The 13,307-nt window shown below is 72.0% G+C and carries 12 protein-coding genes; 7 read left to right on the forward strand and 5 right to left on the reverse strand.

Annotation, left to right across the window (positions count from 1 at the left end; genetic code table 11):
- Positions 1-11 precede the first annotated feature (11 nt).
- The 4 genes from nuoN to DY262_RS17680 are packed head-to-tail and all read left to right on the forward strand — an operon-like array spanning position 12 to position 2,904.
- Positions 12-1,508, forward strand: coding sequence for an NADH-quinone oxidoreductase subunit NuoN (gene nuoN / locus DY262_RS17665; protein WP_116960411.1), 1,497 nt, complete (start codon positions 12-14; stop codon positions 1,506-1,508).
- A 49-nt stretch (positions 1,509-1,557) separates the two neighbouring features.
- The gene (locus DY262_RS17670) at positions 1,558-1,863 is read left to right on the forward strand and encodes a DUF2818 family protein (RefSeq protein ID WP_070397650.1); all 306 of its coding nucleotides are present in this window, start codon (positions 1,558-1,560) and stop codon (positions 1,861-1,863) included.
- Positions 1,856-2,437 (forward strand): NUDIX domain-containing protein, encoded by a 582-nt coding sequence (locus tag DY262_RS17675; protein ID WP_116960412.1) that lies wholly within the window; start codon positions 1,856-1,858, stop codon positions 2,435-2,437. The genes DY262_RS17670 and DY262_RS17675 overlap by 8 nt, the downstream gene beginning before the upstream one ends.
- The gene (locus DY262_RS17680; protein WP_116960413.1) at positions 2,434-2,904 is read left to right on the forward strand and encodes a DUF1178 family protein; all 471 of its coding nucleotides are present in this window, start codon (positions 2,434-2,436) and stop codon (positions 2,902-2,904) included. The genes DY262_RS17675 and DY262_RS17680 overlap by 4 nt, the downstream gene beginning before the upstream one ends.
- A 77-nt stretch (positions 2,905-2,981) precedes the next feature.
- On the opposite strand, the gene DY262_RS17685 is transcribed toward DY262_RS17680, so the two are convergent.
- The gene (locus DY262_RS17685) at positions 2,982-4,286 is read right to left on the reverse strand and encodes a Glu/Leu/Phe/Val family dehydrogenase (protein WP_116960414.1); all 1,305 of its coding nucleotides are present in this window, start codon (positions 4,284-4,286) and stop codon (positions 2,982-2,984) included.
- A 169-nt stretch (positions 4,287-4,455) separates the two neighbouring features.
- Between DY262_RS17685 and DY262_RS17690 the strand changes: the two genes are divergently transcribed.
- The gene (locus DY262_RS17690; RefSeq protein WP_116960415.1) at positions 4,456-5,634 is read left to right on the forward strand and encodes a YjgN family protein; all 1,179 of its coding nucleotides are present in this window, start codon (positions 4,456-4,458) and stop codon (positions 5,632-5,634) included.
- A 6-nt stretch (positions 5,635-5,640) separates the two neighbouring features.
- The gene (locus tag DY262_RS17695) at positions 5,641-6,696 is read left to right on the forward strand and encodes a M48 family metallopeptidase (protein ID WP_116960416.1); all 1,056 of its coding nucleotides are present in this window, start codon (positions 5,641-5,643) and stop codon (positions 6,694-6,696) included.
- A 34-nt stretch (positions 6,697-6,730) separates the two neighbouring features.
- Here the strand turns inward: DY262_RS17695 and DY262_RS17700 are convergent, their stop codons facing one another.
- Positions 6,731-8,512 carry an ABC transporter transmembrane domain-containing protein gene (locus DY262_RS17700; RefSeq protein ID WP_116960417.1) on the reverse strand — a complete coding sequence of 594 codons (1,782 nt, stop codon included), beginning with the start codon at positions 8,510-8,512 and terminating at the stop codon, positions 6,731-6,733.
- Between the two features lie 179 nt (positions 8,513-8,691).
- Positions 8,692-9,141, reverse strand: coding sequence for a DUF4124 domain-containing protein (locus DY262_RS17705; RefSeq protein WP_181936552.1), 450 nt, complete (start codon positions 9,139-9,141; stop codon positions 8,692-8,694).
- 189 nt (positions 9,142-9,330) lie between these two features.
- Between DY262_RS17705 and DY262_RS17710 the strand changes: the two genes are divergently transcribed.
- Positions 9,331-9,600 carry a hypothetical protein gene (locus tag DY262_RS17710; protein WP_116960419.1) on the forward strand — a complete coding sequence of 90 codons (270 nt, stop codon included), beginning with the start codon at positions 9,331-9,333 and terminating at the stop codon, positions 9,598-9,600.
- Between the two features lie 32 nt (positions 9,601-9,632).
- Here the strand turns inward: DY262_RS17710 and DY262_RS17715 are convergent, their stop codons facing one another.
- Both DY262_RS17715 and DY262_RS17720 read right to left on the reverse strand, forming a co-directional pair.
- Positions 9,633-10,760 (reverse strand): lipocalin-like domain-containing protein, encoded by a 1,128-nt coding sequence (locus tag DY262_RS17715; RefSeq protein ID WP_181936553.1) that lies wholly within the window; start codon positions 10,758-10,760, stop codon positions 9,633-9,635.
- A gap of 5 nt (positions 10,761-10,765) precedes the next feature.
- On the reverse strand, positions 10,766-13,294 hold the full coding sequence (locus tag DY262_RS17720) for an FtsX-like permease family protein (protein ID WP_116960420.1): 2,529 nt from the start codon (positions 13,292-13,294) through the stop codon (positions 10,766-10,768).
- Positions 13,295-13,307 lie beyond the last annotated feature (13 nt).

Here is a 13,307-nt window from a genome sequence, read left to right on the forward strand (position 1 = left end):
AGAACAGCCCCATGATCGACAAACTCAGCTGGGTCGCGGCCTACCCGGAAATTCTGTTGGCGGTGATGACCTGCGTCATTGCGCTGGCCGACCTCGCGGTCAAGACGCCGCTGCGCGGCAGCACCTACGCGCTGACCCTGCTCACCCTGGCCGTCGTCGCGGTGTTCCTCGGTGTGGCCGGCGCCTCGGGCACCACCATCGAGGGCTTTGGCGGCATGATCGTCAGCGACCCCATGGGCAACTGGCTCAAGTGCTTCGCCACCATCGCGCTGATGGCCACGCTGGTCTACGGCCGCGCCTACGCCGGCGCGCGCGACATGCTGCGCGGTGGCGAGCTGTTCAGCCTGAGCCTGTTCGCGCTGCTGGGCATGTTCGTGATGATCTCGGGCCACAACTTCCTGGTGATCTACCTGGGCCTGGAACTGCTCACGCTCTCCAGCTACGCGCTGGTGGCGCTGCGCCGCGACGACACCGCCGCGACCGAAGCCGCCATGAAGTACTTTGTGCTGGGCGCGCTGGCCAGCGGCTTCCTGCTCTATGGCCTGTCCATGGTCTACGGTGCCACGGGCTCGCTCGACATCGGCCAGGTGATGGCGTCCATCGCCGGCGGCGAGGCCACGCTCAAGGGCTCCGTCCAGGTGCTGGTGCTGGGCCTGGTGTTCGTGGTCGCGGGCCTGGCCTTCAAGCTGGGCGTGGCGCCGTTCCACATGTGGGTGCCCGACGTGTACCACGGCGCTCCCACGTCCATCACGCTGCTCATCGGCGGCGCGCCCAAGCTGGCCGCCTTCGCCATCGTGATCCGCCTGCTCGTCGAAGGCCTGCAGCCGCTGGCCATGGACTGGCAGCAAATGCTGGCCGTGCTGGCCGTGCTCTCGCTGCTGGTGGGCAACCTGGCCGCCATCGCGCAGAGCAACCTCAAGCGCATGCTGGCCTTCTCCACCATCGCGCAGATGGGCTTTCTCATGCTGGGCCTGATGGCCGGCGTGTCCGGCGGCGACGGCAGCAACATGGCCAATGCCTACAGCTCGTCCATGTTCTACGTGGTGACCTACGTGCTCACCACGCTGGGCACCTTCGGCGTGATCATCCTGCTGTCGCGCGCGGGCTTCGAGTCCGACACCATCCAGGACCTGGCCGGCCTGAACCAGCGCAGCCCCCTGTACGCCGGCGTCATGGCGGCCTGCATGTTCTCGCTGGCCGGCGTGCCGCCGCTGGTGGGCTTCTATGCCAAGCTCTCGGTGCTGCAGGCGCTGCTGGCCTCGCCCAGCGCCTTCCACGTCGGCCTGGCCGTGTTCGCGGTGGTGATGTCGCTGATCGGCGCCTTCTACTACCTGCGCCTGGTCAAGGTGATGTACTTCGACGCGCCCACACAGACCGCGCCCATCGAAGCCGGCCTGGACGTGCGCTCGGTGCTGTCGGTGAACGGCGCGCTGGTGCTGATCCTGGGCATCGTGCCGGGCGGCCTCATGGCCCTGTGCGCGCAGGCGGTGGCGGCCCTGTTCGCCTGAGACCGCGGCGCGGGGAACCCTCGCGCGCCGGACCGCTCACACCGTCGCCATGAACCAAACCGCTCTGATCTGGCTGGTGCTGGCGGCCGCCCTGGTGGCCGCGAACCTGCCCTTCGTCAACAACCGCTGGCTCGCGGTGCTGCCGCGCGCGAAGCCCAAGACGCTGTGGCTGCGGCTGCTCGAACTCGTGCTGCTGTACTTCGCCGTCGGGGCCCTGGGCCTGGCCCTGGAGCAGCGCGTGGGCCAGATCTATCCGCAGGGCTGGGAGTTCTACGCCACCACGGCGAGCCTGTTCCTCACGCTGGCTTTCCCCGGCTTCGTGTACCGCTACCTCTACAAGCGCCGCGGTGGATGACCCTCACCTGACCGAAGTGCCGCTGGCGCGCACCGAGTTGCTGCGCGGGCATTTCCTGCACGTGGTGCGCGACAGCGTGCGCCTGCCCACGGGCGCCGAGGCCACGCGCGAATTCGTGCTGCACCCGGGCGCGGTGATGGTGATCCCTGTGCTGGACGATGGCCGCGTGGTGCTGGAGCGCCAGTACCGCCACCCCATGGGGGCCGTCATGGTGGAGTTTCCCGCCGGCAAGCTCGACGCGGGCGAGGGCAGCCTGGCCTGCGCGCGGCGCGAGTTGCGCGAGGAGACCGGCTACTCGGCCCGGCAATGGGCCTTCGCGGGCCGCCTGGCGCCCACCATCGCGTACTCCGACGAGGTCATCGACGTCTGGTTCGCCCGCGGCCTGAGCCTGGGCGAGCGCGCGCTCGACGACGGCGAGGCGCTGGACGTCTTCGCCGCCACGCCGGCCGACCTGCAGGCCTGGTGCCGCGACGGCCGGGTCATCGACAGCAAGACCTTGGTGGGCATGCTGTGGCTGCAGAATGTGCTCAGTGGCCAATGGGTCTTGGACTGGCAGGATAATTGCGCTCCATGAAGGTGCTCGATCTGCAATGCGCCCACCAGCACGTGTTCGAGGGCTGGTTCGGCTCCGAAGACGATTTTCACCAGCAGCTGGAGCGCGGGCTGGTGAGTTGCCCGCTGTGCGGTGATCAGCGCGTCGAGAAAAAGCTCTCGGCGCCGCGCCTGAACCTGCGCGCGGGCCGCGACGCACCGGGCGCGGCCCATAGGCCCGAAGGTCTCACGCTGAGCAACCACCCCGCACAGGCCGAACTGGCCGAGCTGCAGGCGCGCATGCTCAAGGCCATGCGCGAGATCATGGTCAACACCGAGGACGTGGGCGAGCGCTTCGCTGAGCAGGCCCGCGCCATGCACCACGGCGAGATCGAGCGCCGCAACATCCGCGGCCAGACCAGCGCGGCCGTGGCGCTGGAGCTGCTGGAAGAGGGCGTGGAGGTGATGCCACTGCCCCTGCTGCCGGCGGTCAAGGACACCTTGCAGTAAGCCCCTGGGCCCGAGCGGTCGGACATGAAGAAAGGGCGCCCCCGGGCGCCCTTCGTGTTGGCGGGTACCCCCGGGGTTCAGGGATACAGCCCGCGCAAATCGCGCGCGTGCAGGATGCGCTGGCAGGCGATGATGAAGGTGGCGGTGCGCAGGCTCACCTTGTGGTCCTCCGACACCTGCCACACGGCCGAGAAGGCGTCTTTCATGATCTTCACCAGGCGGGCGTTGATCTCGTCTTCGGTCCAGAAGAAGCTGGAGAAATCCTGCACCCACTCGAAGTAGCTCACCGTCACGCCGCCGGCGTTGGCGATCACGTCGGGCAGCACGAGCACGCCGCGGTCGTGCAGGATGTCGTCGGCCTGCGGCGTGGTGGGGCCGTTGGCGCCTTCGATCACCATGCGGGCCTGGATGCGGCCGGCGTTCTTCTCGTTGATCTGGCCTTCGAGCGCGGCGGGGATGAGGATGTCGCAGGGCACGCCCCAGAAGTCCTCGTTGGGAATGACCTGCCCGCCCTCGAAGCCCGCGACGGAGCCGTGGCGGCCCACGTGGTCGAGCAGGGCGGGCACGTTGAGCCCGGCCTCGCTGTAGACCGTGCCGCCGTGGTCCTGCACGGCCACCACGCGGGCGCCGGCCTCGGCGAACAGCTTGCCGGCCACGCCCCCCACGTTGCCGAAGCCCTGGACGGCCACGCGCGAGCGGGTCACGTCCAGGCCGATGCGGCGCGCGGCCTCGATGCCAACGGTGTACACGCCGCGGCCCGTGGCCTCGCGTCGGCCGAGCGAGCCGCCCAGGTCGACCGGCTTGCCGGTGACCACGCCGGTGGCGGTGGCGCCCTCGTTCATGGAGTACGTGTCCATCATCCAGGCCATGACCTGTTCGTTGGTGTTCACGTCGGGCGCGGGGATGTCTTTGGTGGGGCCGATGATGATGCCGATCTCGCTGGTGTAGCGGCGCGTCACGCGCTCGAGCTCGCCGCGCGTGAGCTGTTTGGGATCGACCCGTATGCCGCCCTTGGCGCCGCCATAGGGGACGTTGACCGCGGCGTTCTTGATGGACATCCAGGCCGCCAGGGCCATCACCTCGGACAGGGTCACGTCCTGGTGGAAACGCACGCCGCCCTTGCCGGGGCCGCGGCTGGTGTTGTGCTGCACGCGGTAGCCCTCGAAGTGGGCGACGGTGCCGTTGTCCAGATGGATGGGCACGTCCACGATGAGGGTGCGCTTGGGCCGCTTGAGGGTGTCGACCCAGCGCCCCAGCTTGCCCAGGTAGGGTGCGACGCGGTCGACCTGCTGGAGGTAGATGCCCCAGGGGCCGAGGTGGTGGGGGTCGAGGTAGGAGGGCAGGGCCTGGGTCAGCACGGAGGGAGGGGTGGGCGACGACATGGTGGGTCCTTCGATGGGGCATGGCCGCTGCGGGGCCACGGCGCCAATCACTGTACGCAGCGCCCCGGCGCTTGTCCAAGGCGGGCTGAGGATGGCTCCATGCCTGCGCTGCATGGCCTTGGCCGGCCGGTGCTAGCATCCGCCGGCCTGCTAACAGGAGGGAGGCAAGATGAACAACATCGATAGGCTGGGTGAGGCGCCGGGCGCACAGGACGCGCGGCCCCAGGTGCAGACGTTGCCGATCCGTTTCACCGGCTCGGGCAGCGAGTACTTCCGCATCTGGATCGTGAACCTGTTGCTGGTCCTGGTGACGTTCACGCTGTACTGGCCCTTCGCGCGGGCGCGGCGCCTCACGTATTTCCAGAACAACACCCTGGTGGGCGATGACCCGCTGGGTTTTCACGCCAATCCCTGGAAAATGTTCCGCGGCTACCTGGTGGTGGCGCTGTTCGGCCTGGCCTATGGCGTCACCTCGGAAACGGCGCCGCTGGTGGCCGGTGCCATCTTCCTGGTGTTCGCCCTGCTGTGGCCGGCGCTGTGGCGGGCCTCGCTGCAGTTTCGTCTGCGCAACACCAGCTGGCGCGGCGTGCGCCTGAGCTTCGAGGGCGACCTCAAGGGCGCCTACCTGGCCTTCGCGCCGCTGCTGCTGCCGGTGCTGGGCTTCGTGGCCCTGGGCCTGAACGCGCCCGACCTGGCACCCGGCGAGGGCGCCTCGCCCGAGGAGCGGCGGCGCATGGGCCTGCTGTTCCTGGGCGTGATGGCGCTGTTCGCGCTGGTCATGCCCTGGTGCCTGGCGCGCATCAAGCAGTACCAGCACGGCGGCTACCGCTTCGCCGGCGAGCGCACCGAGCTGCGCGCCGGTGTGCGCCAGTTCTACGGGCTTGGCCTGCGCTCCGGCGGCGTGATGCTGCTGGTGTTGCTGATCGTGGGCGCCATCGCAGCCTTGGGCGTGGGGCTGGCGGGGCGCACGGCGGCCGGCGTGCTGATGCTGAGCGGCGCCGTGGCGCTGGGCTATCTGCTGTTCCCCATGCTGGTGGTGACCCACTACACCGCCGCGCTGCAGAACCTGGTGTGGCAGAACACCCGCAGCCGCAACACGCGCTTTCGCAGCGGGCTGGGCTTTGGCGCGCTGGCGCGCGTGACGGCGGTGAACTGGCTGCTGATCGCGCTGACCCTGGGCTTGTACTGGCCGTTCGCCCAGGTGCGCCTGGCGCGCGCCCGGCTGGAAGCCATGGCCCTGCAGGTCAAGGGCTCGGTGAACGACTGGCTGGCGCACGCGCAGCGGCGCGACGTCGGCCCGCTGGGCGACGCCGCGGGCGACTTCTTCGGCATCGACATGGGGTTGTGAGCCGGCATGGGTGAGCCGCTGTCCACGCGCTGGTTCGATGGCCGCAGCCCGCGCGGGCGCGCGGTGCAGTTGCGCGTCGAGGGCGATGAACTGGTGCTGGAGCCGCTGGACGCCGAGCGCGCGGAGCCGCCGCGGCGCTACCGCCTGCGCGAGGTGCGCTGGCCCGAGCGCCGCACGCACGGCCAGCGCCAGACCGAGCTGCCCGACGGCGGCCTGATCCAGCACGCCGACGCCGGCGGCTGGGACGCCTGGTGGGCCGCCCAGGGCCTGCGCGAGTCCTGGGTGGTGGGCTGGCAGCAGAGCTGGCGCGCCGCCACCGCGGCGGCGGTGGGTGCCGTCGTGGTGCTGCTGGCGAGCTGGTTCTGGGGCGTGCCCCTGGCCAGCCAGTTCGTCGCGCAGCGCCTGCCGGTGGCGCTGGACGAGCGCATCGGCCGCGACGGCCTGGCCCAACTCGACCGCGCGCTGCTCAAGCCCACGCGCCTGGACGAGGCGCGGCGCCAGGCGATCGAACGGCGCTGGCGGGCCTTCGTCGAGCGCGCCCACCCAGAAGGCGACGCGCCCGCCTGGCGCCTGTCGTTCCGGCACGCGCCCGAGCTGGGCCCCAACGCCCTGGCCCTGCCGGGCGGGCAGATGATCGTCACCGACCAGCTGGTCGAGCTGCTGCACGACCGGCCCGACGCGCTGACGGGCGTGCTGGCGCACGAGCTGGGCCACGTGCGCCACCGCGACGGCCTGGACATGCTGGTGCGCGCCAGCCTGCTGAGCGCCATCGTGGGCGTGGTCTTCGGCGACGCCAGCGGCTTCATCGCCAGCGTGCCAGCGGCGCTGCTGACCCAGTCCTACTCGCGCGACGTGGAGCGCCGCGCCGACGCCTACGCGGCCGAGCGGCTGGACCGCGCGGGCCTGTCGCCGGCCGTGATGGTCACGCTGTTCGAGCGCCTGGCCACCGCACGAAAAGACAAGGACCGCGACGCCGGCGGCGTGCTGCCGATCGCGTTGGCCAGCCACCCGGCGGACGAGGATCGCATCCGCTTCTTCCGCGAGTGGACGCCCGGGCGCTGAGGCCGGGTCCCGGGCTCGGGCACGCCGGTGGCCCTCAGGCGTTGAACTGCAGGGCCGCCAGGCCCGCGTACACGCCGCCGCGCGCCACCAGCTCGGCGTGCGTGCCCTGCTCGACCAGGCGGCCGTGGTCCATCACCACAATGCGGTCGGCGCGCTGCACCGTGGCCAGCCGGTGGGCGATGACCAGGGTGGTGCGGTTGCGCATGGCGGCCTCCAGCGCCGCCTGTACCACGCGCTCGCTCTGCGCGTCCAGCGCGCTGGTGGCCTCGTCCAGCAGCAGCAGCGGCGGGTTCTTCAGCATGGCGCGTGCGATGGCGATGCGCTGGCGCTGGCCGCCCGACAGGCGCACGCCGCGCTCGCCCAGGAAGGTGGCGTAGCCCTCGGGCAGTTGGGCGATGAACTCGTCGGCGAAGGCGGCGCGCGCGGCGGCCTTCACCGCTTCGTCGCTGGCGCCGGGCTGGCCGTAGCGGATGTTCTCCATCGCGCTGCTGGAGAAGATCACCGGGTCCTGCGGCACGATGCCGATGCGCTCACGCAGGTCCTGCAGCCGCAGGGCGTTGATCGGCGTGCCGTCGAGCACGATGCGGCCCTGCTGCGGGTCGTAGAAGCGCAGCAGCAGCGAGAACACGGTGGTCTTGCCGGCGCCGCTGGGGCCCACGATGGCCACCGTCTGCCCAGGCGCCACCGCCAGTGAAAACCCGTCCAGCGCCGCCTGCGCCGGGCGCGAGGGGTAGTGGAAGCGGACCTGCTCGAACGCCAGCGCGCTGCCGCCCGCCGGCAGCGGCGCGTCCACGGCCTTGGTGGGCGACTTCACCGGCGATTCGCTGGCCAGCAGCTCCACCAGGCGCTCGCTCGCGCCCGCGGCGCGCAGCAGGTCGCCGTACACCTCGCCCAGCACGGCCACCGCACCAGCGAAGATCACCACGTAGAACACCGCCTGACCCAGCTGCCCCGGCGACAGCTGGCCGTTCAGCACCGCCTGCGTGCCCTGGAACATGCCCCAGAGAATGAGCGCCGCGTTGGCGATGATGACGAAGGCCACCAGCGCCGCGCGCGCCTTGGTGCGGCGCACGGCGGTCTCGAACGCATGCTGGGTGGATTGCTCGAAGCGCTGGGATTCGCGTCCCTCGGCCGCGTAGCTCTGCACCGTGGGAATGGCGTTCAGCACCTCGGCCGCGATGGAGCTGGAATCGGCGATGCGGTCCTGGCTGGCGCGCGAGAGCCGGCGCACCCGGCGCCCGAACCACATGGCCGGCAGCACCACCAGCAGCACCGTGGCCAGCACGAGCACCATCACATAGGGGTGCGACCACACCAGCATCACCAGCGCGCCCAGGCCCATCACCGCGTTGCGCAGGCCCATGGAGAGCGAGGAGCCCACGACCGTCTGCACCAGCGTGGTGTCGGCCGTCAGGCGCGACAGCACCTCGCCGGTCTGCGTGGTCTCGAAGAACTGCGGGCTCTGGCGCAGCACGTGGCGGTACACCGCGTTGCGCAGGTCGGCCGTGATGCGCTCGCCGATCCAGCTGACCAGGTAGAAGCGCACGGCCGAGAACAGGCCCAGCGCCACCGCCACCCCGAACAGCGCCGCGAAATGCTCGCGCAGCGCCAGCACCTGATCGCCGCGCCCCGCTGGCACCAGGCCGTCGTCGATCAGCAGGCGCAGCGCCACCGGAAAGGCCAGCGTGGCCGCCGCCGCGAGCACCAGGAAGAGCAGGGCCAGGCCCATCTGCAGGCGGTAGGGGCGCATGAAAGGCAGCAGCCCGGTGAGCGAACGCGGGCTCTTGCCCGAGGGGCGGTCGGAGGCGGTGGCCATGGGGGGAGGGGACGCGGAGGTCGGTGCCGAGGTGGGTGCCTAGCTTAGGCCAAGACGCGCGCGTCGAGGGGTGGCGCCCGCCATGCGCCGATCCGGCCCGGGCCAGGACCGTTGCACCGGGCCAGGCTCCTATCGAGAGGGGAGAGGGCGGATCGAACAAGAGCCGCCGGGCGGGCGTGTCAACAATTCGGCATCGGCGTTTCGGCGCAATGCTCGCAGCCGGCGTTGTTTCTTGTCCTCTCCGCGCCGTTGTTTCTGCCGCAAGCGCCAAAACAAGCCGCGCTGGCTTCAAAGGCGGCCCACTTCGCCTGGCAACTGTTGTGGCGTTGTGCGGCAACGCCTCGTTGGGGCATGGGCTCAGGCGGGGGCCTTGGCGCCGCCTGCGCAGGGACCGTTGAGGTGTCGGTCTCGCCATCCGAAGCGGCATGGGTCGCGCCGGCAGAAGCCGTCGGCGCAGTGACCTCGAGGCCCTTGGCCAGATTGGGTCGGGGGACAACCACCTTTTTCGCTCCCCGCTCGGGGTCTGGCCGATCGCCAAAATGGATCTGGCCGTTGCTGTCTTTCCAGCGGTACACCTGCGCCTGAGCGATGCCGCCACCCCATGCCAATGCCAATGCCATCGTGAGCATGAGATGGATCCAACGAACAGCGCCCATGGTGTTCCCCCCAGAAGGCCCGGGCGATCGAAAGTCTGCATTGGGCCGATGACCGCCATGCTAGCGCAGGCCCTCTGCGCGAGCCGCTTCCTCTGCGATCCCATTGCACGCTATCCCATCGCGTGATAACAATCGGCGCTCCTACACCCCCAGGAGTTCCCCATGCTCACCCGCACCCTGATCCTCGCCGCCGCCCTGGCGTTCACCGCCACCGGTTCCTGGGCCGACGAGGCCACCTGCCAGGCGAAGGCGATGGAGAAGAAGCTGGCCGGCGCGGCCAAGAATTCCTTCATGACCAAGTGCAAGAAGGACGCCACGGCGGCCTGCACCATGGCCGCGGGTGAGAAGAAGCTTTCCGGCGCGGCCAAGACGAGTTTCACCAACAAGTGCGTGCGCGACGCCGTGGGCGCCGAGGACAAGAAGCCGTCCTGAGACCCGCTTGAGCGCGGGGCGCGCGGGCGGCCTCAGAGCGCCAGCCGCTTGGCGTACCCCGTCATCTCCAGGTAGCCCCGTCCCACCAGGCGGCCGTTGCTGTCGATCAGCTCCGACAGGCCTTCCCAGTAGATCGCGCCGGTGCTGGCGCGGCTGTCGAGTTCCTGCCCGTCGACCAGCGCGCGCACGGTGTAGAAGTCGGCCGGCGTGCGCACCCGCCATTCCACGGGGTAGCGCGTGCGCGTGAGCGGGCTGGTCCACCAGCGCTGGGGCACGAATGCCACCTCGCCCGGGGCGAAGCGGTGGATGGCGTTCGGCTCGCGCGCGTCGGCCGCGGCGCGCAAGGAGCCGCCCGCCCACAGGGCCGAGCCGTCGGCGCGGCGCAGCCGGAAGGCGGTGAGGGCGTGGCCGTCGAACAGGTTCATGCCGATCCAGTCCCAGCCCACGGCCTCGGGGTGCAGCAGGGCCTCGCTCCATTCGTGGTCCAGCCAGGCACTGCCGCTCACCTGGAAGCGCTGGCCGGCCAGGCCCAGGGTGCCGCTCGCCTGCAGCTGCGGCTGCGAGACGTAGAAGCTGGACTGCGCGGCGTCCGGCCCCTTGCGCGAGAAGCCCCGGTCGCCCTGCAGCAGCCAGGCCTGCGGCGCGCTGGCCTCGATGTCGATCAGCAGCGTGTCGCCCACGGCGCGCGTGGCGTAGCCGCCGTCGGTGCGGCGGCGCAGGAACCAGTCGCGCAGCACCACCTCGGTGTCGGTCTCGCTGGCGAACACGGCGCGTTCGGTGCTGGCGGGCCGTTCGCCGTTCCAGCGCGCGATGCGCTGGTCGTGGTGCAGGCGCCGGCCCGCGACGTCGGTGATGGCGGCGTGCGCGAACAGCAGCTGGCGCGCGGCCAGGCGGCCGGGCAGGTCGCGCGCCTCGTCCACGCGGCTGCGGAAGAAGGTGATCTGGAAGCCGAAGTCGCGGCCGCCGCCGTCGCGCGCGTGGCCGGTGAGGTACCACCATTCGGTGCGCGTGTCGTTGTGGCTGCCATGGTCGCGCGGGAAGGCCAGCGCGCGCGGGCGCAGGGCGTCGCCGGGGCGGGCAATGTCGCGCGCGTGTGTGGGAGGCCAGGCCAGGGCGGCGGCGCTGCCGAGCAGCCAGTGGCGGCGGGAGAGGGGGGGCATGGCGTTCACCAGTCCTGCCTGACGGCCTGCACCGCGTCGCGGCTGGCCGCCGCGCGCCCGGCCAGCCAGGCCGTGAACGTGCCGGCCAGCACCACCGCCAAGGCCAGCGCGCCCAACCGCGCCCAGGGCAGCACCAGGTCCATGGTCCAGTGGAAGCTCTGCGGGTTGACCACGTGCACCAGCACCAGGCTGACCAGCAGGCCCAGGGCCGTGCCGGCCAGCGCGCCCAGGGCGGTCCAGGCCAGGCCCTCGGCGGCCACCACGCCCAGGATCTGGCGCCGCGTGAGGCCCAGGTGCGCGAGCAGGCCGAACTCCTTGCGCCGCACCAGGACCTGGGCGCTGAAGCTCGCGGCCACGCCGAACAGGCCGATGCCGATGGCCACGGCCTGCAGCCAGACGGTGACGGCGAAGCTGCGGTCGAAGATGCGCAGCGAGGCGGCGCGGATCTGCTCGGCTGAGGCGAATTCGATGGTGTCCTGCAGGCCCTGCCTTCGCGCCAGCGCATCGATGGCTTCGCGCACCGCCCGCGGGTCGGCGCCGGGCGCCAGGTGCAGCGCCAGGTCGCTCACCAGGCGCTCGCCGCTCAGGCGCGCGAAGGTGTCGGCGTCGATGGCCAGGCTGCCGTGCTGGCGCGCGTAGTCGCGCCAGACGCCCGCCACCACGTAGCGGGCGCGCCGGGCCTCGGGCGCGGCCAGGGCCTGGGCCAGCGCGGGCAGGGGCTGGCCCAGGCGGGCGCCGTACAGGTCGGCCATCGCCTCGCTCGCATAGACGGGCACGTCGGGCGCGGCCACGGCGACGGTTTGGCCCACCAGGGGCAGCGGCAAGGGATCGCCGCGCAGCGGGCGCACCACCAGCGTCACCGGCGGGCGCGCGGGGTCGAACTGAAGGGGCAGGGCGCGCAGCGGGTCGGCCCGCGCCACCCCAGGCACGGCCGACACCGCGTCCACGAAGGCCGGTGGCAGGTGCAGGGCGTCCCCGGCGCCGACGCTGCCGCGCAGGTAGAGCGGGGCGGGCAGCACGGTGTCCAGCCAGTGCGTCACCGAGTCGCGAAAACTCGCCACCATGACCGTGAGCGCCACCGACAGGGCCAGGCTGGCCACCACGCCGCTGGTGGCCACGGCGGCGGTCTCGCGCAGGCGGCGCGCGCGCTCCACCGCCAGCAGCGGCAGCAGGTGGCGGGCGGTGTGCGGCGCGAGGCGGTCCAGCAGGGCCGACACGCCCAGCGGCAGCGCCGCGATGCCGCCGATCAGCAGCAGGCCCACCGACACATAGGCCCCCAGCGGCAGGCCGGCCACGGGTGGCGCCAGCGCGGCCAGGCCGGCGAGCAGCAGCAGCCCCAGGGCCAGGGTATGCCGCCGCGCGGTGGGCGCGTCCGTGCCCAGGCCCTTGAGCGCCTGCGCCGGCGCCAGGGTCTGCGCCGCGCGCGCCGGCCACCAGCCGCCGGCCACGGCCGCCGCCACGCCCAGCGCGCCGTACAGCAGCGCGGCCCATGGGCTCCAGCGCAGGGCGGGCGATACGCCGGTGAAGTAGCCACCGCCCAGGTCGCCGCCGAGCTGGCGCAGCGCCAGCGCCGCCACGGCGCTGCCCAGGGCCACGCCGATGGCGCCGCCCAGCAGGCCCAGCAGGGCCGATTCGGCCAGCACCAGGCGCAGCCGCTCGCGCGCCGACAGGCCCAGCACGCCCAGCAGCGCCAGCGGCCCCTGTCGCCGAGCGACCGACAGGGACAGCACCGAGAACACCAGGAAGGCGCCCGTGAACAGGGCCACCAACGCCAGCACCGTGAGGTTGACGCGGTAAGCGCGCGACAGGTTGCTGATGCGCTCGCCCGCCTGTTCGGGGCGCTGGGCCAGGGTGCCCGGGGGCAGTTGCAGTTCGTCCAACACGCGCTCGGCCGGGGTGCCGGGGGCCAGCCGCAGGTCGATGCGGCTGAGCGCGCCGATGCGCCCGGCCAGGGCCTGCGCGGCGGCGATGTCCATCACCAGCACCGGCGCGCCGGGCGCGTTCACCTGGCCGGCGACGCGCAAGGGGTGCTCGGCCGCGCCCAGCCGCAGGCCGACGGTGGCGGCGGCGCCGACGGCCTGGCGCGCGCTCGCGTTCAGGAACACGGCGTCGGGCGCGAACAGGTCCAGGCGGCGGCCGTCGTCCCCGCCCGTCAGCGGCATCAGCGCGGGCGCCACGCGGCCCACGCTGAGGGCGTCCACGCCGATCAGGCGCGCCGGCAGGCGCTCGCCGCGGGCCGTGGCCAGCGAGGCCGGCAGCTCCAGCACCGGGCTGGCCGCCGCCACGCCCGGGTGCGCGGCCACGCGCTCGAACAGGGCGTCGTCCAGCAGGCCCTGGCGGGCGCGCAGCTCGATGTCGGGCTGGCCGTTGACGGCGCTCACGGCGTCGCGGAACTCGGCCAGGGCCGAGGCGTTGATGAGCTGCACCGCCAGCGCCAGCGCCACGCCCAGCGCCACCGCGAGCACGGCGGTGGCGCTGCGCCAGGGGTGGTGGCGGAACTCCTGCCAGGAGACGGTGGCGAGCAAGCGGCGCATGCGAGCAGCTTAC

The organism is Hydrogenophaga borbori (assembly GCF_003417535.1).
Lineage (GTDB): Bacteria > Pseudomonadota > Gammaproteobacteria > Burkholderiales > Burkholderiaceae_C > Hydrogenophaga > Hydrogenophaga borbori.

Excerpts from the sequence above, each read along its gene's own strand:
- nuoN (WP_116960411.1), top strand. The coding sequence starts at position 12 with ATGATCGACAAACTCAGCTGGGTCGCGGCCTACCCGGAAATTCTGTTG.
- DY262_RS17670 (WP_070397650.1), top strand. The coding sequence starts at position 1,558 with ATGAACCAAACCGCTCTGATCTGGCTGGTGCTGGCGGCCGCCCTGGTG.
- DY262_RS17680 (WP_116960413.1), top strand. The coding sequence starts at position 2,434 with ATGAAGGTGCTCGATCTGCAATGCGCCCACCAGCACGTGTTCGAGGGC.
- DY262_RS17685 (WP_116960414.1), bottom strand. The coding sequence starts at position 4,286 with ATGTCGTCGCCCACCCCTCCCTCCGTGCTGACCCAGGCCCTGCCCTCC.
- DY262_RS17690 (WP_116960415.1), top strand. The coding sequence starts at position 4,456 with ATGAACAACATCGATAGGCTGGGTGAGGCGCCGGGCGCACAGGACGCG.
- DY262_RS17695 (WP_116960416.1), top strand. The coding sequence starts at position 5,641 with ATGGGTGAGCCGCTGTCCACGCGCTGGTTCGATGGCCGCAGCCCGCGC.
- DY262_RS17700 (WP_116960417.1), bottom strand. The coding sequence starts at position 8,512 with ATGGCCACCGCCTCCGACCGCCCCTCGGGCAAGAGCCCGCGTTCGCTC.
- DY262_RS17705 (WP_181936552.1), bottom strand. The coding sequence starts at position 9,141 with ATGCTCACGATGGCATTGGCATTGGCATGGGGTGGCGGCATCGCTCAG.
- DY262_RS17710 (WP_116960419.1), top strand. The coding sequence starts at position 9,331 with ATGCTCACCCGCACCCTGATCCTCGCCGCCGCCCTGGCGTTCACCGCC.
- DY262_RS17715 (WP_181936553.1), bottom strand. The coding sequence starts at position 10,760 with ATGCCCCCCCTCTCCCGCCGCCACTGGCTGCTCGGCAGCGCCGCCGCC.
- DY262_RS17720 (WP_116960420.1), bottom strand. The coding sequence starts at position 13,294 with ATGCGCCGCTTGCTCGCCACCGTCTCCTGGCAGGAGTTCCGCCACCAC.